General features: G+C 66.7%; 15 protein-coding genes. 8 read left to right on the top strand and 7 right to left on the bottom strand.

The window, feature by feature from the left end; genetic code table 11:
* Nucleotides 1-9: 9 nt before the first annotated feature.
* From VHN57_RS06240 to VHN57_RS06210, 7 genes are all read right to left on the bottom strand, one after another.
* Nucleotides 10-1,182 carry an acetyl-CoA C-acetyltransferase gene (locus tag VHN57_RS06240; protein WP_423283157.1) on the bottom strand — a complete coding sequence of 391 codons (1,173 nt, stop codon included), beginning with the start codon at nt 1,180-1,182 and terminating at the stop codon, nt 10-12.
* A 72-nt stretch (nt 1,183-1,254) separates the two neighbouring features.
* Nucleotides 1,255-1,833 carry a 2-phospho-L-lactate guanylyltransferase gene (cofC, locus tag VHN57_RS06235; protein WP_423283155.1) on the bottom strand — a complete coding sequence of 193 codons (579 nt, stop codon included), beginning with the start codon at nt 1,831-1,833 and terminating at the stop codon, nt 1,255-1,257.
* Nucleotides 1,830-2,771: a 2-phospho-L-lactate transferase gene (cofD, locus tag VHN57_RS06230; RefSeq protein WP_278986570.1), complete on the bottom strand. Its 942-nt coding sequence runs from the start codon at nt 2,769-2,771 to the stop codon at nt 1,830-1,832. Before cofD ends, cofC begins: the two co-directional genes overlap by 4 nt.
* The gene (gene cofE, locus VHN57_RS06225) at nt 2,768-3,541 is read right to left on the bottom strand and encodes a coenzyme F420-0:L-glutamate ligase (RefSeq protein ID WP_423283152.1); all 774 of its coding nucleotides are present in this window, start codon (nt 3,539-3,541) and stop codon (nt 2,768-2,770) included. The genes cofD and cofE overlap by 4 nt, the downstream gene beginning before the upstream one ends.
* A 9-nt stretch (nt 3,542-3,550) precedes the next feature.
* Nucleotides 3,551-4,216 carry an NADPH-dependent F420 reductase gene (npdG, locus tag VHN57_RS06220; RefSeq protein WP_010339007.1) on the bottom strand — a complete coding sequence of 222 codons (666 nt, stop codon included), beginning with the start codon at nt 4,214-4,216 and terminating at the stop codon, nt 3,551-3,553.
* A complete protein-coding gene (cofH, locus tag VHN57_RS06215; protein ID WP_278986572.1) occupies nt 4,206-6,626 on the bottom strand; it encodes a 5-amino-6-(D-ribitylamino)uracil--L-tyrosine 4-hydroxyphenyl transferase CofH in 2,421 nt (806 codons plus the stop codon). The genes npdG and cofH overlap by 11 nt, the downstream gene beginning before the upstream one ends.
* A 51-nt stretch (nt 6,627-6,677) precedes the next feature.
* Nucleotides 6,678-7,397: a TetR/AcrR family transcriptional regulator gene (locus VHN57_RS06210; protein ID WP_278986573.1), complete on the bottom strand. Its 720-nt coding sequence runs from the start codon at nt 7,395-7,397 to the stop codon at nt 6,678-6,680.
* A 95-nt stretch (nt 7,398-7,492) separates the two neighbouring features.
* On the opposite strand from VHN57_RS06210, the gene VHN57_RS06205 reads away from it, so the two are divergent.
* From VHN57_RS06205 to VHN57_RS06170, 8 genes are read left to right on the top strand one after another with little or no spacing between them, the layout of a single operon-like run.
* On the top strand, nt 7,493-8,515 hold the full coding sequence (locus VHN57_RS06205; protein ID WP_278986574.1) for a phosphotransferase family protein: 1,023 nt from the start codon (nt 7,493-7,495) through the stop codon (nt 8,513-8,515).
* A gap of 22 nt (nt 8,516-8,537) precedes the next feature.
* Entirely contained in the window at nt 8,538-9,278 is a 741-nt protein-coding gene (locus tag VHN57_RS06200) for an SDR family NAD(P)-dependent oxidoreductase (RefSeq protein WP_278986576.1), read from the top strand.
* Between the two features lie 44 nt (nt 9,279-9,322).
* Entirely contained in the window at nt 9,323-10,552 is a 1,230-nt protein-coding gene (locus VHN57_RS06195) for an acyl-CoA dehydrogenase family protein (RefSeq protein ID WP_278986577.1), read from the top strand.
* A 34-nt stretch (nt 10,553-10,586) separates the two neighbouring features.
* Nucleotides 10,587-11,933, top strand: a complete 1,347-nt coding sequence (locus VHN57_RS06190) for an MFS transporter (protein ID WP_278986578.1) — start codon at nt 10,587-10,589, stop codon at nt 11,931-11,933.
* An 11-nt stretch (nt 11,934-11,944) separates the two neighbouring features.
* Nucleotides 11,945-13,480 carry an AMP-binding protein gene (locus tag VHN57_RS06185; RefSeq protein WP_423283147.1) on the top strand — a complete coding sequence of 512 codons (1,536 nt, stop codon included), beginning with the start codon at nt 11,945-11,947 and terminating at the stop codon, nt 13,478-13,480.
* 5 nt (nt 13,481-13,485) lie between these two features.
* Nucleotides 13,486-15,573: a PQQ-dependent dehydrogenase, methanol/ethanol family gene (locus tag VHN57_RS06180; protein ID WP_423283145.1), complete on the top strand. Its 2,088-nt coding sequence runs from the start codon at nt 13,486-13,488 to the stop codon at nt 15,571-15,573.
* A complete protein-coding gene (locus VHN57_RS06175) occupies nt 15,560-17,635 on the top strand; it encodes a 3-hydroxyacyl-CoA dehydrogenase NAD-binding domain-containing protein (RefSeq protein WP_278985993.1) in 2,076 nt (691 codons plus the stop codon). Before VHN57_RS06180 ends, VHN57_RS06175 begins: the two co-directional genes overlap by 14 nt.
* Nucleotides 17,632-18,783, top strand: coding sequence for a thiolase family protein (locus VHN57_RS06170; RefSeq protein WP_423283143.1), 1,152 nt, complete (start codon nt 17,632-17,634; stop codon nt 18,781-18,783). The genes VHN57_RS06175 and VHN57_RS06170 overlap by 4 nt, the downstream gene beginning before the upstream one ends.
* The last annotated feature ends 2 nt before the right edge of the window (nt 18,784-18,785 follow it).

Raw genomic sequence — 18,785 nt, 5'->3', positions numbered from 1 at the left:
CCATTCCCCTCAGAGCCGTTCCACGATCGTCACATTGGCCATGCCGCCGGCCTCGCACATGGTCTGGAGGCCATAGCGCGCGCCACGATCGTGGAGGGCGCTGACCAGCGTCGCCATCAGCTTGGCGCCCGATCCCCCCAGCGGATGGCCCAGCGAAATCGCCCCGCCATGCACGTTGAGCCGCGCCGGATCGGCGCCCAGCGCCTTGGCCCAGGCCAGCGGCACCGGCGCGAACGCCTCATTCACTTCATAAAGATCGATATCGCCCAGCGTCATGCCTGCCCGCGCCAGCGCCCGCTCGGTCGCCGGGATCGGCGCCTCCAGCATGATGACCGGATCATGCCCCAGCACAGTCATTTCATGCACCCGTGCCAGCGGCGTCAGGCCATGGGTCTTGAGGCCCCGCTCATTGACGATCAGCAGCGCCGCGGCGCCATCGCAGATCTGGCTGGCATTGGCGGCGGATATCACCCCGCCCTCGGTCAACAGCTTGACGCTGGCAATCTTCTCCAGGCTGGCGTCAAAGCGGATGCCCTCATCCACCTTGTGGACCAGCGTTTCGCCCTCGGCGGTCTCGACCTCCAGCGGTACTATCTCCGCATCGAACTTGCCGGCCTGCGTCGCCGCCGCCGCGCGATGATGGCTCTCCAGCGCATAGGCGTCGAGCGCCGCACGATCGAAGCCATATTTGCGGGCCATCATCTCGGCCCCGCCAAACTGGCTGAACGGCGTGTCGGGATAGCGCGCCTCGATCCCCGGACTGCGATAGGTGCCAAAGCCATGCTTGGCCGCCAGCGTCCAGGGCAGCCCCATCGGCACGCGCGTCATGCTCTCGACACCGGCGGCGATCACCACGTCCTGCACGCCCGCCATCACCGTCGCGGCGGCGAAATGCAGCGCCTGCTGCGACGATCCGCACTGGCGGTCGACATGGGTGCCGGGCACGGATTCGGGCAGGCCGCTTGCCAGCACGGCGTTGCGGGCGATGTTCGCGCCCTGCTCGCCGCCGGGACAGGCGCAGCCCATGAGGACATCCTCGATCGCGGCCGGATCGATCCCGCTGCGGCCCACCAGTCCCGCCAGCACGCGCCCGGCCAGATCCGCGGGATGCACCCCCGCCAGCCTGCCGCCCCGCTTGCCACCGGCGCTGCGCGCCACGGCCGCAATATATGCCTCCGCCATCCGACTCCTCCAATTATATACCTCGATGCAATTTTATTGCCTTACCCCGCCCGTTCGGCAGGACCAAGGCAATTATGCACCAACGGAAAATATTTGGAGATGTTCGGGCAGGTCGACATCGTCGGCGAGACCGGGTCGCCGGATGACCGATACGCGATGTCCGGCTCGTTCCGCTTCGCCGACATGGGCAGCACAACTCTTCGGCCCGAAGCGCAGCGGGATGAGGCCGGGCCGCTTCAGCAGCAGCGCGTTGGTCCCCTGCCCCTCACGATCGGTGGCGATCACCACATCGGCCGGTTCCTGCACCATCGCGTGCAGGTCCGCAGCCGCCAGCATCGGCAGGTCCGCGCTCAGAATCAGCACCGGCCGATCGATCGGCAACGCCTGCATCGCCGCCATCAGTGCCGGCACATGGCCCGGCTCCCGCTCGGCCAGGACAGTCGCGCCCCGCTCGGTCGCGAAACCGCGCACCTCCGGGCAGGCGCTGACGACATAGGTGATTGCATCCAGCCCAGCATCGCGCGCGACCGCCAGCACATGCCCCAATAATTGCCGGCACAGCGCCGCCCGATCCCGTGGCCCCAGAACCTCCGCCAGCCGGCTCTTGCCCTGCGCGAAGCTCTTGGCCGGGATCAGGATCGACAGGGTCATGGCACCGCGCGCCGTAAGACCGCTGCAAAATCGATCATCTGAGCGGCCAGCGCCCGCTGCTGATCGACATTGCGCATCAATATGTCGGCACTGCGCACCGCCAGTCCATCGTCGCACCAGCCCGCCGCATCGGCCACGTCCACCATCAGCCCGTCGATCAGCCCCTCATAATGGCGGGCGATCGTCGCCGGGGTCGTCGGCAGACCCAGTTCGGTCATGATCTTGGCCGCCGGCCCCTTGACCGCCTGTCCCGCGATGAAGGGCGACAGCGCCACGCACGGCACGCGCCGTGCCGCCAACCTGTCGCGCACGCCCGGCACCGCCAGGATCGGGTCGATCGACAGGATCGGATTGGATGGGCAAAGAATGATCGCTTCCAGCGCGGGATCATCCAGTGCCGCCACCAGACCGGCGCTCGGCCGCGCGGCCGCCGCCCCGTCGAACCGGATCGATTTGAAGCGCGGCCCGCATTGATGGCGCACGAAATAATCCTGGAACGCCATTTCGCCCTGGTCGGTGTCGATCATCGACCGGACCGGATCGTCGCTCATCGGCACGATTGCCGGCCCGATGCCCAGCCGCGCGGCGATGTCCGCCGTGACCGAAGACAGCGTGCCCTCGCGCAGCAACGCCGTGCGCAGCACATGGGTCGCCAGGTCGCGATCGCCCAGGTTGAACCAACTCTCGCCGCCCAGCCGCCTTGTCGCGTCCATGAAGGCCCAGCTTTCATCGGCCACGCCCCAGCCCCGCACGTTATCGTTCATGCCCGCCAGCGCATAGGTGACGCTGTCGATGTCGGGCGAGATATGCAGCCCCATATGGACGAAATCGTCACCGGTGTTGACGGCAATGGTCAGTGCGCCGAGCGGCACGACGCCGGCCAGGCCATTGGCCAGCTTGGCGCCGCCGACGCCCCCGGCCAGGGCCAGCACGCTCATGGGAACAGGTCCATCGCCGGTTCGCGGATCAGTTCGGCCGCACTGCCCTCATTGCGGCCCCGCGCAATGCCCCGCGCCACGACGATCGGCCGGCCTTCGCCGGCCTGGCCCATGATCAGCGAGGCGGCGGCCGCCACCTCGTCGGCCAGGCCCAGTTCGCTGGTCTGCAACGGCCGGCCATGCAGGTCCGGCTCGCCGCGCAGGTCGAGCAGGCCGCTCATGCCGGCGACGCCGATCGCCACGCCACAGGTGCCCTTGCGCCAGGCACGACCCAGACTGTCGATGATGACCACCGCGATGTCGATGCCCAGCGCATCACGCACCGCCTGCCGCAGTGCCGCAGCGCTGCCATCGGGATCGAGTGGCAGCAGCAGCGCGACACCATCCTCATCCTGCGCGATATTGGATTGGTCGATCCCGGCATTGGCCAGAACCAGACCCAGCCGATGGCGCACGATCAGCACGCCCGGCCGGACCCGCATCAGTTTCTCGCTCTCCGACAGGATCAGTTCGACCAGCCGGGGATCCTTGTGGCATTGCGCTGCCAGATCGATCGCCTCGGCCGAGGGCGACACGCTGGCGAGCGGCACCGCGCGGCCCTCCGCCTTGGATATGATCTTCTGCGCCAGCACGACGATGTCGCCATCCTGCAGCGACAGGCCATTGGCACGGCAGGCCGACAGCAGCATGGCCGACAGATCGTCGCCCGGCGCAACCATGGGAACCCCGTTCAGGGCCGATAATGTGACGGCGGCCGGTGCGACTATCATGGATGCAGCTTACACTCCGGTGATGCGAATACCCGATCCGGGCACCTTGTACCGCCGATTGAGCGCAATCAAGACCGACGTAAGTCCTTCTGCAACAACCGAATTGCACAAAGGCCCGGCATTCCAGGCGCGCAGGCCGATTTCCTGCGCCAGTGCGACCACCTGGTCCGCCGCCTCGCTGTCGTCGGCGCAGACCAGCACGTCGCACTCAATCTCCTCGTCCAGCTTGGTCAGGTGATGCGCGCTGATATTCTGGAAGGCGGATACGACGCGGACGCCCTCGCCGAGCATGTTCTGCACTGCCTCGACCGCCGATCCGCCATCGGGCAACTGCACCCGGCTGACCTTGGGCGGCACCAGCGGCACGGTCACGTCGATCAATATCTTGCCCGCCAGCGCGTCAGCGACGTCCTTCACCGTCGATTGCTGCGCAGCATAGGGCACGGCCAGCACGATGATGTCGGCCTGCGCCGCGGCATCGGGATTGGCGGCGCCGACGACCGAACTCCCGCCCAGCGTCGCGTTCATCGCATCGGCGGCCTCCTGCGCCCGCTCGGCGGTGCGGCTGCCGATGATGACCTTGTGCCCCTTGTGCGCCCAGCGCAGCGCCAGGCCGCCACCTTCCTTGCCGGTCCCGCCAAGCACGGCGATCGTCGCCAAAGCCTCATTCTGCATATTCAAACCTCTCCTGGTTCGTATCTGCCTCGCGCCGCCGCTTGCGCGGGGGCGTCAGGACCATCGGTGTCAGTTCCGCCGCGGTCATTCCGCGTGCATGGATATCCTCGCTCACCCCGCCATAGGCGGTGCTGCGCTGCCGGGGCGTTCGGTCGATCGACCGGATCAGCGCCTCCATCGCGGCGGGCGGCATTTCCTGGCCATGCTGGGTGCCGGCCGCGCGCGAGATGCTCTCGTTCATCAGCGTGCCGCCCAGATCATTGGCGCCGCCCTCCAGGCAGGCCTTCACCCCTTCCGGCCCCAGCTTGACCCAGCTGGTCTGGATCGAGCGGATATGCGGGTGCAGCGCCAGCCGCGCGACCGCGTGCATCAACCGCACCTCGCGGAAGGTCGGGCCATGGCGCGACTGGCCGCGCACGCCCATCGGCGCCTCCATATGGACGAAGGGCAAGGGCACGAATTCGGTGAAGCCGCCGGTCCGCCGCTGCAGGTCGCGGATGCGGATCAGGTGCCTTGCCCAGTGGCGCGGCGTGTCGACATGGCCGAACATGATCGTCGCGGTGGTGGTGAAGCCGACGCGATGCGCGGTCTCGATCACCTCCAGCCATTGCGCCGTGTCCAGCTTGTCCGGGCAGATGATCGCCCGCACCTCGTCATCCAGTATCTCGGCCGCCGTGCCGGGCAGCGTGTCGAGGCCCACCGCCTTCAGCCGGCGCAGGAAATCCTCGACCGGCAGGCCCAGCGTCGCCGCCCCCTGCCATACTTCCAGCGGGGAAAAGGCGTGGATGTGCATCTCGGGCACCGCCGCCTTCACCGCGCGGGCCAGGTTCAGATAGGTGTCGCCGGTATAATGGGGGTGGATGCCGCCCTGCAGGCAGACTTCGGTGCCGCCCCGCTCCCACGCCTCGCGGGTGCGGCGCACCACTTCCTCCAGGTCCAGGTCATAGGGCTTGCCGCGCAGCGCCTCCGCCTTGTCGCCCTTGGAAAAAGCGCAGAAGCTGCATTTATAGGCGCAGATATTGGTGTAGTTGATGTTGCGGTTGACGACATAGCTGATTGTGTCGCCCATCTCCTGCATCCGCAGCGCGTCCGCACTGGCGCAGACATGCTCCAGGTCGCTCTCGCGCGCGGTGAACAGCGTCTCGATCTCATCCTCTTCCAGCAGCGCCCCGGTCATCGCCCGGTCGACGATCGCCGCAATCGTGGGATCGACCGGCAGCGCCGACGGGCGCGTGATGCGCGGCTCCAGCGCGATGCCCGGCGACCAGTCATCCTCGCGCGCAAAGCCCATCGCATCGGCATGGGCCAGCACATGGCGCACCATCGTCTGGTCCTGCCAGCGCTCATTATCCTGCGCATAGGCGGGATAGACCGGCAGCCGGGCGACCAGCATCCGCCCCTCGCTCTCGGTCGCCGCGCGCAGCCGCTCGACCGCCGGCCAGGGCGCTTCCGGGTTCACATGGTCGGGCGTCACCGGCGACACGCCGCCCCAGTCATTGATCCCCGCCGCCATCAGCCGGGGGAAGTCCGCCGCGGACAGGTTGGGCGGCGCCTGGATATTCATCTCCGGCCCTAGGATCAGCCGCGCCACCGCGATCGTCCATAGCAGATCGTCCATGTCCGGCTCGGGCGCATTGGCCATGACCGTGCGTTCCTTGGCCCGGAAATTCTGGACGATCACTTCCTGAATATGGCCATAGCCGTCCTGCAGGTCGCGGATCGCCTCCAGAGCCTCGATCCGCTCCTCGCGCGTCTCGCCGATACCGATCAAAATGCCGGTGGTGAAGGGGATGGCCAGTTCGCCCGCCAGCCGGATCGTCTCCAGCCGCGCCGCCGGCTCCTTGTCGGGCGAGCGATAATGGGCGCCGCCCTTGCGGCAGAGCCGGTCGGACACCGACTCCAGCATCAGCCCCTGCGACACCGACACCCGGCGCAGACCGGCCATTTCCTCGCGGGTCATGACCCCGGCATTGATATGCGGCAGCAGCCCGGTCTCGTCGCGCACCAACGCCGCCATCTCCGCCAGATAGGACAGGGTGCTGTCATGGCCCAGCCGCGCCAGTTCCTCGCGCGCAGCGGCGAAGCGCAATTCCGGCTTGTCGCCCAGCGTGAACAGCGCTTCGGTGCAGCCCGCCGCCTTGCCCGCCCGCGCCACCGCCAGCACTTCCGCGCGCGTCATATAGGCATTCTCGCCCGGCCGGGGCGGCTGGGAGAAGGTGCAATAATGACAGAGATTGCGGCATAGCTGGGTCAGCGGGATGAAGATCTTGCGCGACCAGCTCTGCACCCGGCCATGGCCTTCGTCGCGCAGCGCCGCCGCCTGCGCCATCAGTTCGGCCAGCGGCATCGCCAGCAGCTCTGCCGTGCGCGCGTGCTCCGCTTCGCCGATCCTTTCCGTAACTGCCATCATCCCGCTCCGCTTGTTTCGTCTTCTATGTTCTGATTGTGATTGCGCCCCGGTTCAACCGACAGGGCCGGGTCGATCCGCAATAGCGCCGTCGCGTTGCCCCAGTTGCCTCAGCATCGTCGCCGGAAGATCCGCCGGCGCTTCCAGCAACGCCACCAGCGTCTGCAGGAAATGCTCGACACTCGCCTCGCTGCCCCACATCGGATGCGCGCGGCTCTCGTCCGCCAGCGCCCGCTGCCGCGCCGACAGCACGGCGCTCAGATACGCCCCCATGAACACGAAGCGCTGGTTCTGCAACGCCACCGGCAGGTCCGCCATCATCCCCCGCAAATGGTCCAGGCACCGGCCATAGGCATTGTTCCAGGCCGGATCGATCGCATCCAGCATCATGTCGCGATGGGTCATCGCAAAGATGACGATGAACTGGACATAATGGCTATCGGGCAGCGCCAGCACCGGCCGCACCAATATCTCCACCACTTCGCGGATCGAGCGCGGCCCGCCCTGCGCCTCCAGCCCGTCGAGCGCCGCATTGCGCTCCCGCTCCAGCGCCATCGCCCCGTCCATCACCAGCGCCCGGACCAGCGCCTCCTTCGATCCGAAATAGTAGCTTACGGCGCCGTGATTCTTCTGTCCCGCCGCCGCCGCAATCTCGCGCACGGTCACGCCGTCCACGCCCTTTTCGGCGAACAGGCGCAACGCCACCTGCTTGATCTGCTCGGCAGCAGATCCGCGGCTGGCATCTTCGGCCTTGGCGAGTTGAAGTCTGACCATGAGTGCAATTTCTCATTGCAATGCTGGTTCGTCAAGTGCATTATCCAATTGACCTAATCGACGGCTAACAGTCGAAAAAAGCGAGGGATGCCTAAGTGGAATCAGCGGTCGACATCGAGTCGCTGGCGGCGTGGATGACGGATCAGGGGCTTGGCTCCGGTCCGATCGACAACATGACGCCGCTTGCCGGGGGGACGCAGAATATCCTGCTGCGCCTGACCCGCGACGGCCGCGATTATATCTTCCGTCGCCCGCCGGCACACCCCCGCCCCAACAGCAATGAAACCATGCGGCGCGAGGCCCGGCTGTTGCGCGCCATCGCCGGCACCAATGTGCCCCATCCCGCGCTGATCGCCGATTGCGGCGACGAAAGCGTGCTGGGCGTCGCCTTCTACCTGATGGAGCCGGTCGACGGCTTCAATCCGGTCGGCAAGCTGCCCATGCCCCATGCCGGTTCGCCCACGATGCGCCACGCCATGGGCCTGGCCCTGGTCGACGGCATCGCCGCATTGGGGGCGCTCGATCATCAGGCGCTGGGCCTCGCCGATTTCGGCCGGCCCGACAATTTCCTCGGCCGCCAGGTCGATCGCTGGCGCAGCCAGCTTGCCGGCTATGGCGAATTTTCCGACTGGACCGGGCCGCAGGCGCTGCCCAGCGTCGACGCCATCGCCGCCTGGCTGGAACGGCACCGCCCGGCGGATTTCACGCCCGGCATCATGCATGGCGACTATCATCTCGCCAATGTCATGTACCGCCCCGACAGCGGCGATCTTGCCGCGATCATCGACTGGGAACTGGCGACGATCGGCGATCCGCTGCTCGATCTGGGCTGGATGCTCGCCACCTGGCCCGACGGCAGCGGCGCCAGCACCGTGTCGGTCACGCCGTGGGAGGGTTTCCCGACGCCCGCCGAACTGGTCGCGCGCTATGGCGCCGGCTCCGCGCGCAATCTGTCGGCGGTCGACTGGTATCATGTCCTCGCCTGCTACAAGCTCGGCATCCTGCTGGAGGGCACCCATGCCCGCGCCTGCGCCGGCAAGGCCCCACGCGACACCGGCGATCGGCTGCACAGCCGCGCCATCCACCTTTTCGACCGCGCCCTGGCGCTGATCCGCTGACATGCAGGAAGGATGTTCCCCCTTGGGCAATGAACTGGACTTCACCGGAAAGACGGTGCTGGTGGTCGGCGGATCGAGCGGCATCGGCAATGGCATGGCCCAGGCCTTCCTGCAGCGCGGCGCCCGCGTCCATGTATGGGGCACGCGCGCCAGCGCCGCCGACTATGCCGGCGAGGAAGGGTCGGATCTGGACGGCATCGGCTATACCCAGGTTGATGTCAGCGATCCCGCCGCGATCGCCGCCGCGCCCGCCCCCTTCGATGCGCTGGACGTGCTCATCCATTCGCAGGGCGCAGTCCTCTATCGCCGCCAGGAGTTCGAGGTCGACGGCTGGAACAAGGTGATGGCGGTCAATCTCGACTCCATCCTCCACATCTCCAACCGCTTCAGGGATGCGTTGGCCGCCACGAAAGGCGCCGTTATCGTCGTCAGTTCGATCGGCGGGTTCAAGGCGACCTTCGGCAACCCCGCCTATGCCGCGTCCAAGGCCGGCGCGGTCAATCTGGTCCGGGCGCTCGCCATCGCCTGGGCTGGCGAGGGCATCCGCGTCAACGGCATCGCCCCCAGCCTGGTCGATACCAAGATGACCAAGGTGACGATGGACAATGACGAGCGGCGCGACCGCGCGCTGTCGCGCATCCCGCTCGGCCGCTTCGGCTCGGTGGAGGAAATGGCCGGCGTCGCTCTGTTCCTCGCCTCGCCCCTCTCCACCTACATCTGCGGGCAGACGCTGATCGTGGACGGCGGCCTTACGCTGACCTGATCCCCCTGCCCGCCTTCGCCCCATTTCCCAAAAGGACCGATCGCATGGATTTCGAATATTCCGACAAGGTGCAGGCGCTGCGGGCGCAACTCACCGATTTCATGGACGCCCATGTCTATCCGATCGAGAAGGAACGGGATCATTTCCACCATGATCCCGCCCATCTGTGGCAGCGCTGGCCGGGCACCGAAACGATCAAGGCCAAGGCCAAGGAAGCGGGCCTGTGGAACCTGTTCCTGCCGCATGAATATGGGGCATGGAGTCCGGGCCTCACCAACCTCGAATATGCGCCGCTGGCCGAACTGATGGGCCGGGTGATCGGATCGTCGGAATATTATAACTGCTCCGCGCCCGACACCGGCAATATGGAAGTGCTCGCCCGCTACGGCACGCCCGAGCAGCAGGACAAATGGCTCAAGCCCCTGCTCGCCGGCGATATCCGCTCCTGCTATGTCATGACCGAGCCGGGCGTCGCCTCGTCCGACGCCACCAATGTCGAGACGACGATCGTCGCCGATGGCGACGACTATGTCATCAATGGCCGCAAATGGTGGATTTCGGGCGCGCTCGATCCGCTGACCAAAGTCTATATCCTGCTCGGTCGCACCCCCAATGCGGACCGGCCGCGCCACCAACAGCATTCGCAGATCCTGATCCCGGCCGACACGCCGGGGATAGAGATCATCCGCCCGCTCGACGTGATGAACGCCGTCCACTCGCCCGGCGGCCATGCCGAGATGGTCTTCAACGATGTGCGCGTGCCCAAAGACAATCTGATCCTGGGCGAAGGACGCGGGTTCGAGATCGCGCAGGGCCGCCTGGGGCCGGGCCGCATCCACCACTGCATGCGCCTCATCGGCCAGGCCCAGCGCGCGCTCGAATATATGGCCCGCCGCGTCGACAGCCGCGTCGCCTTCGGCCGCAAGCTCGCCGATCAGGGCAGCATCCGCCAGGATATCGCCTTGTCCTTCTGCGAGATCGAGCAGGCCCGGCTGCTGACGCTCAAGGCCGCCGACGCGATGGACCGCCACGGCAACAAGGTCGCCAAGGATCTGATCGCCGCGATCAAGATCGTCGCGCCGCGCATGACCCAGACGGTCGCCGACCGGGCGATGCAGGTGTTCGGCGGCATCGGCATGGCCAGCGACTTCCCGCCTGCCGCCGCCTTCATGAACGCGCGCTATCTGCGCCTCGCCGACGGGCCGGACGAGGTGCACATGGCCCAGCTCGGCAAGCTCAAGATCGCCGAACTCAACGCATTGCCGCAACGCTGAGAGACGCAAGAGGGCGAAGGGAAGGATCATGCTGATGACCAGCCAGGAAACAGCCCCGGACGGCCGCGATACCCAGCATCTGGGCACCGCCTGGTGGATGGTGGCGGTGCTGTTCGGCCTCTATGTCCTGTCCTGGGTCGACCGGCTGATCGTGTCGATGCTGGTCACGCCGATCAAGGCGCATCTGCTGCTCAGCGATGTCCAGGTCAGCATGATCACCTCGACCTCCTTCGCCATCTTCTACGCCATTTTCGGCCTGCCGCTCGGCTGGGCGGCGGACCGTTATTCGCGCCGCTGGATCATCTTCGGCGGCGTCGCGCTCTGGGCCGTCGCCACCACAGCCTGCGGCTTCGCGCAAAGCTATGAGGCGCTGCTGGTCGGCCGCATCTTCGTCGGCGTGGGGGAAGCCGCGCTGCTGCCCGCCGCCTATTCGCTGATCGCCGACGCCTTTCCGCCGCGCCTGCTGACCCGTGCCACCTCGACCTTCCAGATGGCCGGCAAGGTGGGGTCTGCGACAGCATTTGCCCTGGGCGGCGTCGCCATTGCCTTCGCCGCCGCGCATAGCGGAATCCATATCCCCTTCCACGGCCCGGCGCAGCCCTGGCAGCTGGTGATGATGATGGTCGGCATACCCGGCCTGCTCATCGCCCTGCTGGTCTTCACCTTCCCCGAACCCGGCCGCCGCGGCGGGACCAGGGCCGCGCGCCCGGTTGCGGAAAAGGGCGCGATCGCCGGCTTCGTGCGCCAGAACTGGCGGCTGCTGGCGCTGATGCTGGTCGGCACATCCTGCCTCGCCATGTGCGGCTATTCGATGACCAACTGGGTGCCCGCCTATATCGAACGGCATTTCGGCTGGAAGCCGGTGCAATATGGCGTGGCGCTGAGCCTGATGAACATCGTTTCGGCGGTGTCGCTGGTGATCAACGGCTGGATCGTCGATCGCCTGTTCACGCGCGGCATGAAGGACGCCCATCTGCGTTTCTACAGCTGGCTGATCCTCGGCTTCCTGCCGGTGATCGCCTATATGTTCTTCGCCACCAACGTCTATGTCTTCCTGGTCTGCTACTGCGTGGCGCAGTTCATCACCGTGCCCTTCATGGTCTATGTCTCCTCGATCATGGGGCTGATCGCACCGGCGACGATCCGCGCGCGGATGCTGGCCTTCTTCCTGTTCGTCTTCACCATATTGGGCCTGGGCGCCGGCCCGGCGATCGTCGCCGCGCTCACCCAATATGTCTTCCGGTCGGAAGCCGCGCTGGGCCAGTCGCTGGCGGTGGTCGTCACCGTCTGCTCGGTCGTCGCCCTCCTCTCCTTCCGCATGGCCCTGCGCTATCTCGCCCCCACCATCGCCGCGCGTGCCGTCCACGCACCGGCCGCCTGAAAGGACGCCTGATGTCACTCACCCTCCAGGCTGTCGCGCCCGACCGTCGCACCGACATGGCGCTGACCGACGAGCGCGTCTCGCTCGACTGGTTGCAACTGGATGATCGGCTGAACCGCGCCGCCAATGCCTTGAACGGCCTCGACCTGCACGAACGCCGGGTCGCCGTCTTTGCGCCCAACAGCGCAGAAACCGTGATCGCCTATGTCGCCTGTCTGGAGGCCGGCATTTCCAGCGTCCCGGTCAGCTTCCACCTCACCCCGTCGGAGGCCGCCTATATCCTCAAGGACAGCGGCGCCGTCGCCCTGCTGGTCGGCCCGGAAACGATGGAGGCGGGCCTTGCCGCCGCGGCCGAGGCCGGCGTCGCCACCGTCATCGGCTGGCGCTGCCCCGATCGCGAAGGTCTGATCCATTGGGAAGCCTGGCTCGCCGCCGCCTCGACCGCCGAGCCGGACCCCAGCGTGCCCCCGCTGCCCCATCTCCATTATACCTCCGGCACCACCGGCCGGCCCAAGGCGACCGAGACCCCGCCGCAATATTTCCCGCGCGTCGCCACGGTGCAGGCGCTGGCGGAAACGGTGCGCGCCCGCATTACGCCATCGCCCGGCATCGCCGTCGGCCCGCTCTACCACACCGGCCCGCTCGGCATGGCCCGCAACGTGTTCGGCGGCATGAGCCTCATCACGGTCGAGCATTTCGACGCGGAAAGGGCGCTGGCGCTGATCGAGAAATATCGGGTCGCCGGATCGGTCATGGTTCCCACCCATTTCCAGCGCATGCTCGCCCTGCCGGAAGAGGTGCGCGCAAAATACGACATTTCCAGCATCCAGCGCCTCGCCCATACCGGCGCGGCCTGCCCGCGCGCCGTCAAGCAGGCGATGATCGACTGGTTCGGCCCGGTGCTGGTGGAGGCCTATGGCGGCACCGAGGCCGGCTCCACCACCTTCATCACTTCGCCCGAATGGCTGGAGCGTCCCGGATCGGTCGGCCGCGCCTTGGCCCCGTTCGAAACCGTCATCTATGGCGATGATGGCGCGGTGCTGGGCGCCAACGAGGTTGGCCAGGTCTATTTCCGCGACACCAGCGGCCATGGCATCGTCTATCGCGGCGACCCGGAAAAGACCGCCGCCGCCCATATCGCACCCGGCATCTTCACCCTGGGCGAAATGGGCTATGTCGATGATGCCGGCTATCTCTTCATCACCGATCGCGTGTCCGACATGATCGTGTCCGGCGGGGTCAACATCTATCCGGCGGAATCCGAACATGTGCTGCTGCGCCATCCCAAGGTGGCCGACATCGCCGTGGTCGCCGCCCCCAATGCGGAAATGGGCGAGGAAGCCCGCGCACTGGTGATCCCGCGCGATCCGGCCGATCCGCCCAGCGCCGACGAACTCAACGCCTTCTGCCGCGCCAGCCTTGCCGGCTATAAATGCCCGCGCGGCTATGAGATGGTCGACGATATCGGCCGCACCATCATGGGCAAGGTCAACAAGAAGGCGCTGCGCCAGCGCTTCTGGCCGTCCGACCGGACGATCGGGGGCTGATCTCCATGCGTCTTGCGTCCCTCACTCTGCCGTTTCTGGCCTTGCTCGCCGCCTGCGCGCCCTCCGGCCAGGCCCGGCGCGACGGCACCGACTGGCCCGGCTATGGCGGCATCGACGAAAATCACTACAGCCCGCTGAAAGACATCAACGACCATAATGTCGGCCGGCTCGGCCTCGCCTGGTATCAGGATATCGACGGCGGCGGCTCCAGCCTGACCGCGCCGATCGCGGTCGACGGCATCCTTTATTATGCCTCGGGCTACAGCGTCGTCCACGCGGTCGACGCCGCCACCGGCCATGCACTATGGACCTATGACCCGCAAAGCTGGAAGGCCGCCGACCAGAAGATGCGCGGCGCCTGGGGCAGTCGCGGCATCGCCTATGATAATGGCGCTGTCTATGTCGGCACGATCGACGGCCGGCTGATCGCCATCAATGCCCGCACCGGGCACAGGCTCTGGTCGACCCAGACCATCGGCAAGGATGACGAACGCTATATCAGCGGTGCGCCCTGGGTGTTCAACGGCAAGGTGCTGATCGGCCATGGCGGCGCCGATTTCGCCCCGATCCGCGGCTATGTCACCGCCTATGACCAGAAGACCGGCAAGCAGCTCTGGCGCTTCTACACCGTGCCCGGTGACCCGAAGCTCGGCTTCGAGAACAAGGCGATGGCGATGGCCGCCAAGACCTGGACCGGCGAATGGTGGAAATATGGCGGCGGCGGCACCGCCTGGAATGCCATGGCCTATGACCCCAAATATAACCGCATCTATATCGGCGTCGGCAATGGCTCCCCCTGGAACCAGAAGATCCGCAGTCCGGGCGGCGGCGACAATCTCTTCCTCTGCTCGATCGTCGCGCTCGACGCCGACACCGGCGAATATGTCTGGCACTATCAGACCAATCCGGGCGAAACCTGGGACTTCAACTCGGCGATGGACATGGAACTCGCCCGGCTGAAGATCGACGGGCAGGACCGCGACGTGCTCATGCACGCGCCCAAGAACGGCTTCTTCTACGTCATCGACCGCGCTACCGGGAAGCTGATCTCCGCCCGCAACATCGTCCCGGTCAACTGGGCCAGCGGCGTCGACGTGAAGAGCGGCCGGCCGATCGAAAACCCCGCCGCCCGCTATCCGGGCGGCAAGGCGGCGATCGTCTACCCCTCGCCCTTCGGCGCCCATAATATCGAGGCGATGTCCTTCAATCCGGGCAGCGGCCTCGTCTATATCCCGACGATGGACCAGGGCCGCGTCTATATCGACCCGGCCGAGCCGCTCGAGGGCTGGAAGCATCTCGATGGCCAGCGCATCAGCGTCGGCACCGGCGCGCCGCCGCCCGGCGTGACGCCCGATCGCCCCGCCACCAGCTTCCTGCTCGCCTGGAACCCGGTGACGCAGCGCGAGGCCTGGCGCATTCCCATGCCCGGTCTGCGCGGCGGCGGCGGCACCGCGACCACCGCCGGCAATCTGCTGTTCCAGGGCAATGCCGGCGGCAAGTTCGTCGCCTATGCCGCCACCAGCGGCAAGCCGCTCTGGTCGTTCGACGCCCAGACCGCGGTGATGGCCCAGCCGATCAGCTATCGCGCGCGCGGCCGGCAATATGTGACGGTGATCGCCGGCTCCCGCTTCCCCAGCGCCATCGGCCTACCGCGCGAATGGAATTACCGCACCCAGCAATGGCGCGTCCTGACCTTCGCCCTCGATGGCAAGGCCACACTGCCCAAGGTCGATCCCGTCGACATGCCGGTGATCGACGATCCCGCCTTCGCCGTCGATCCGGCCAAGGCCGCCATCGGCGCCACCGTCTTTGGCCAGCGCTGCTCCATCTGCCATGGCGCCAACGCCGTGTCGGGCGGCGCTGCGCCGGACCTGCTCCAGTCGGGCGTCCCGCTCGACACCGCCAGCATGAAGGATGTGCTGCACAACGGCATATTGCGCGAACGGGGCATGCCGCGCTTCCAGGAACTGACCGACGAAGAGATCGCCGGGCTCCAGCATTATTTCCGCCAACGCGCCCGTCAGGTGCTGGCCGCGCAATCCGCCGGCCAGCCAGGCGCCCAAACGCACAGAGGCTTGAATGAAGGTCAATGACGTCGTCACCTATGCGGTGGAAGGCTCCATCGCGGTCATCACGGTCAATTCGCCGCCGGTGAACGCCCTCTCCAACGCCGTGCGCCAGGGCGTCGCCAGCGCGGTCGAAACCGCCATCGGCGATCCGGCGGTCGGCGCCATGGTGCTGATCTGCGAAGGGCGCACCTTCTTTGCCGGCGCCGACATCACCGAATTTGGCAAGCCGCCGGTCGAACCCACGCTGCGCAACCTGCAGCTGGTGGTGGAGAATGGCACCAAGCCGGTGATAGCCGCCATCCATGGCACGGCGCTGGGCGGGGGCTTGGAACTCGCGCTCGTCGCCCATTATCGCATCGCCGTCCCCTCGGCCAAATGCGGCCTGCCTGAAGTCAATCTGGGCCTGCTGCCCGGCGCCGGCGGCACCCAGCGCCTGCCCCGCATCGTCGGCGTCGAAAAGGCGCTCGACCTCATGACCGCCGGCAGCCCGGTCTCGGCGAAAGCCGCGAAGGAAATGGGCCTGATCGACGAACTCGCCGTCGAAGGCCAGTTGCGCGCCGATGCCATCGCCCTTGCCCAGCGCGTGCTCGACGAAGGCCGCCCGCTGCTCAAGGTCCGCGACCGCACCGAAAAGCTGGACGAGGCGCGCGGCAAGCCCGAAATCTTCGCCGATTTCCGCAAGGCCAATGCCCGCAAATTTCGTGGCTTCAACGCCCCCGAAGCGATCATCCGTTGCGTCGAAGCGTCCCTGGAGCTGCCCTTTGACGAGGGCATGACCTTCGAGCGCCAATTGTTCAACGAACTGCAGGCCGGCAGCCAGTCCGCCGCCCAGCGCCATGTCTTCTTCGCCGAGCGTCAGGCCGCCAAGGTCGACAGCCTGCCTGCCGACACCCCGATCCTGCCGATCGGCAAGGTCGGCGTCATCGGCGCCGGCACCATGGGCGGCGGCATCGCGATGAACTTCGCCAATGCCGGCGTCCCCGTCACCCTGGTCGAAACCAACGAAGACGCGCTGTTCCGCGGCCTGCGCATCATCCGCGGCAATTATGAGACGACCGCCAAGAAGGGCAAGATGAAGCCCGAGGATGTCGACACCCGCATGGGCCTGCTCACCGGATCGATCGCGATGGAGGATCTGGCCGATTGCGACCTCATCATCGAAGCGGTGTTCGAGCAGATCGACGTCAAGCGCGAGGTCTTCGCCAAGCTCGACAGGATCGCCAGGCCCGGCGCCATCCTCGCCACCAACACCTCCTATCTCGACATTGACGATATCGCCGCCGCCACCAGCCGGCCCGACAGCGTCGTCGGCCTCCATTTCTTCTCGCCGGCCAATGTCATGAAGCTGCTGGAGGTGGTCCGCACCAGGGACACGAAGCCGGAAATCATCGCCACCGCCATGAAACTCGCCAAGACGATCGGCAAGATCGGCGTGCTGGTCGGCAATGGCTATGGTTTCGTCGGAAACCGCATCCTCGCCGCTCGCAATACGCAGGCGGACCAGTTGATCCTAGAAGGCGCCACACCCTGGGCGGTCGACAAGATACTGTACGACTTCGGCTTTGCCATGGGCCATTTCCAGATGCGCGATCTGGTCGGGCTCGATGTCGGCTGGAACCCCAAGACGACCAGCTCCGCCAATGTCCGTGAGATCCTCAACGAAATGGGCCGCCACGGACAGAAGACGAAGGGCGGCTTCTACGACTATGACGAGAACCGCAAGCAGACCCCCTCGCCGGTCGCGATGCAGGTGATCGAGGATTTCGCCGCGAAGCAGGGCATTACCCGCCGCGATATCAGCGACGCGGAAATCCAGGATCGCATCCTCTTCGCCATGGTGAATGAGGGCGCCCGCATCCTCGACGAAGGCATCGCCTCGCGCGCGTCCGACATCGATATCGTCTGGATCACCGGCTATGGCTGGCCGAAATATCGCGGCGGCCCGATGTTCTGGGCCGATCTCCAGGGGCTTCCCACCGTCCTCGACCGACTGAAGGCGCTGGAGGCCGCGCATGGCGCCGCCTTCACCCCCTCCCCGCTGATCGAACGACTGGTGGCACAGGGCAAGGGGTTCAAGGACGCATGATGAAGGGCAACAAGATCGCCATCACCGGCATTGGCGAAACCGCGTTCCTGCGCAAGGGCGAGGAAACGGTGATGCAGATGATGACCCGCGCCAGCCTGGCCGCGATCGCCGATGCGGGCCTCACCCCCGCCGATATCGACGGCCATGTCAGCAACAAATATGTCGGCCACCCCTCGGAGGAGGTCGCCCATGCGATCGGCGCCGCCACCCGGCGCTTCACCGCCGTCGCCGACACGGCCGGCGGCACCGCCACCACCGGCGATGCACTACGGCTGGCGCAACTGGCGATCGAGGCCGGGCTCGCCCGCCATGTCCTCGTCCCCTATGCCATTCGCTCGACCAAGCCGGGCGGCGTCTATGGCTTCCACGCGCGCGAGCCGCAGAAGGCCGGGCTGGAAATGCCCGCCGGCTTCTTTGGCCAGCCCACCTATTTCGCGACCATGGCCAATCGCTACGCCCATGAATTCGGCATGAGCGAGGAGGAACTGGCCTCGGTCTCCATGACATACCGCGCCTGGGCGGCGCTGACGCCCAGCGCGCAGAAGCGCGATCCGATGGACCTCGACGCCTATCGCCAGACGCCGATGATCTCGACCCCGCTGCGCGTCGCCGACTGCTGCCTCACCACCGATGGCGGCGGCGCCTATGTGGTGAGCGCGGTGGAGGCTGCCCGCGATCTGCCCCATCCGGTGATAGCGGTGCAAGGCGTCGGCATCGGCTACAACAACTATCCCCATGGCGTGCTGTTCACGCAGAAGCCCTGCACCTTCGACTATCCCGGCTGGGACTCGGCGGCGCAGGCCTATGCCATGGCCGGCGTGGATCCCAAGGATCTGGACCTAGCCCAGGTCTATGACGGCTTCTCCATCTCTGCGATCGTCCAGACCGAGATGCTGGGCCTGTGCGATCGCGGCGAAGGCGCGCGCTTCTATGCCGCCGGCCATGCGAAACCGGGCGGCCGGATGCCGGTCAATACCAGCGGCGGCCATATGTCGGGTGGCTATGTCCCCGGCATCAACCTGCTGATCGAAGCCGTGCGCCAGCTGCGCGGGCAGGAGGGCGACCGCCAGGTGCCCGATGCGCGCCTCTGCGCGGTCGCGGGCCTGGGCGGCAATAATCATTCCACCACCATCCTTGCGAGGGACTGACC

It is taken from the genome of Sphingobium salicis subsp. salicis, from assembly GCF_049472635.1.
GTDB lineage: Bacteria > Pseudomonadota > Alphaproteobacteria > Sphingomonadales > Sphingomonadaceae > Sphingobium > Sphingobium yanoikuyae_A.
The sequence above is the reverse complement of the archived record's forward strand: the minus strand, read 5'-3'. Positions and strand labels throughout refer to the sequence as shown.

Bases quoted from the DNA above. Each gene is read 5' to 3' on its own strand.
- VHN57_RS06175 (WP_278985993.1), top strand. From the start codon at position 15,560: ATGAAGGTCAATGACGTCGTCACCTATGCGGTGGAAGGCTCCATCGCG.
- cofE (WP_423283152.1), bottom strand. From the start codon at position 3,541: ATGATAGTCGCACCGGCCGCCGTCACATTATCGGCCCTGAACGGGGTT.
- VHN57_RS06190 (WP_278986578.1), top strand. From the start codon at position 10,587: ATGACCAGCCAGGAAACAGCCCCGGACGGCCGCGATACCCAGCATCTG.
- VHN57_RS06240 (WP_423283157.1), bottom strand. From the start codon at position 1,182: ATGGCGGAGGCATATATTGCGGCCGTGGCGCGCAGCGCCGGTGGCAAG.
- VHN57_RS06195 (WP_278986577.1), top strand. From the start codon at position 9,323: ATGGATTTCGAATATTCCGACAAGGTGCAGGCGCTGCGGGCGCAACTC.
- cofD (WP_278986570.1), bottom strand. From the start codon at position 2,771: ATGAGCGTGCTGGCCCTGGCCGGGGGCGTCGGCGGCGCCAAGCTGGCC.
- npdG (WP_010339007.1), bottom strand. From the start codon at position 4,216: ATGCAGAATGAGGCTTTGGCGACGATCGCCGTGCTTGGCGGGACCGGC.
- cofH (WP_278986572.1), bottom strand. From the start codon at position 6,626: ATGATGGCAGTTACGGAAAGGATCGGCGAAGCGGAGCACGCGCGCACG.
- VHN57_RS06170 (WP_423283143.1), top strand. From the start codon at position 17,632: ATGATGAAGGGCAACAAGATCGCCATCACCGGCATTGGCGAAACCGCG.
- cofC (WP_423283155.1), bottom strand. From the start codon at position 1,833: ATGACCCTGTCGATCCTGATCCCGGCCAAGAGCTTCGCGCAGGGCAAG.
- VHN57_RS06180 (WP_423283145.1), top strand. From the start codon at position 13,486: ATGCGTCTTGCGTCCCTCACTCTGCCGTTTCTGGCCTTGCTCGCCGCC.
- VHN57_RS06185 (WP_423283147.1), top strand. From the start codon at position 11,945: ATGTCACTCACCCTCCAGGCTGTCGCGCCCGACCGTCGCACCGACATG.
- VHN57_RS06210 (WP_278986573.1), bottom strand. From the start codon at position 7,397: ATGGTCAGACTTCAACTCGCCAAGGCCGAAGATGCCAGCCGCGGATCT.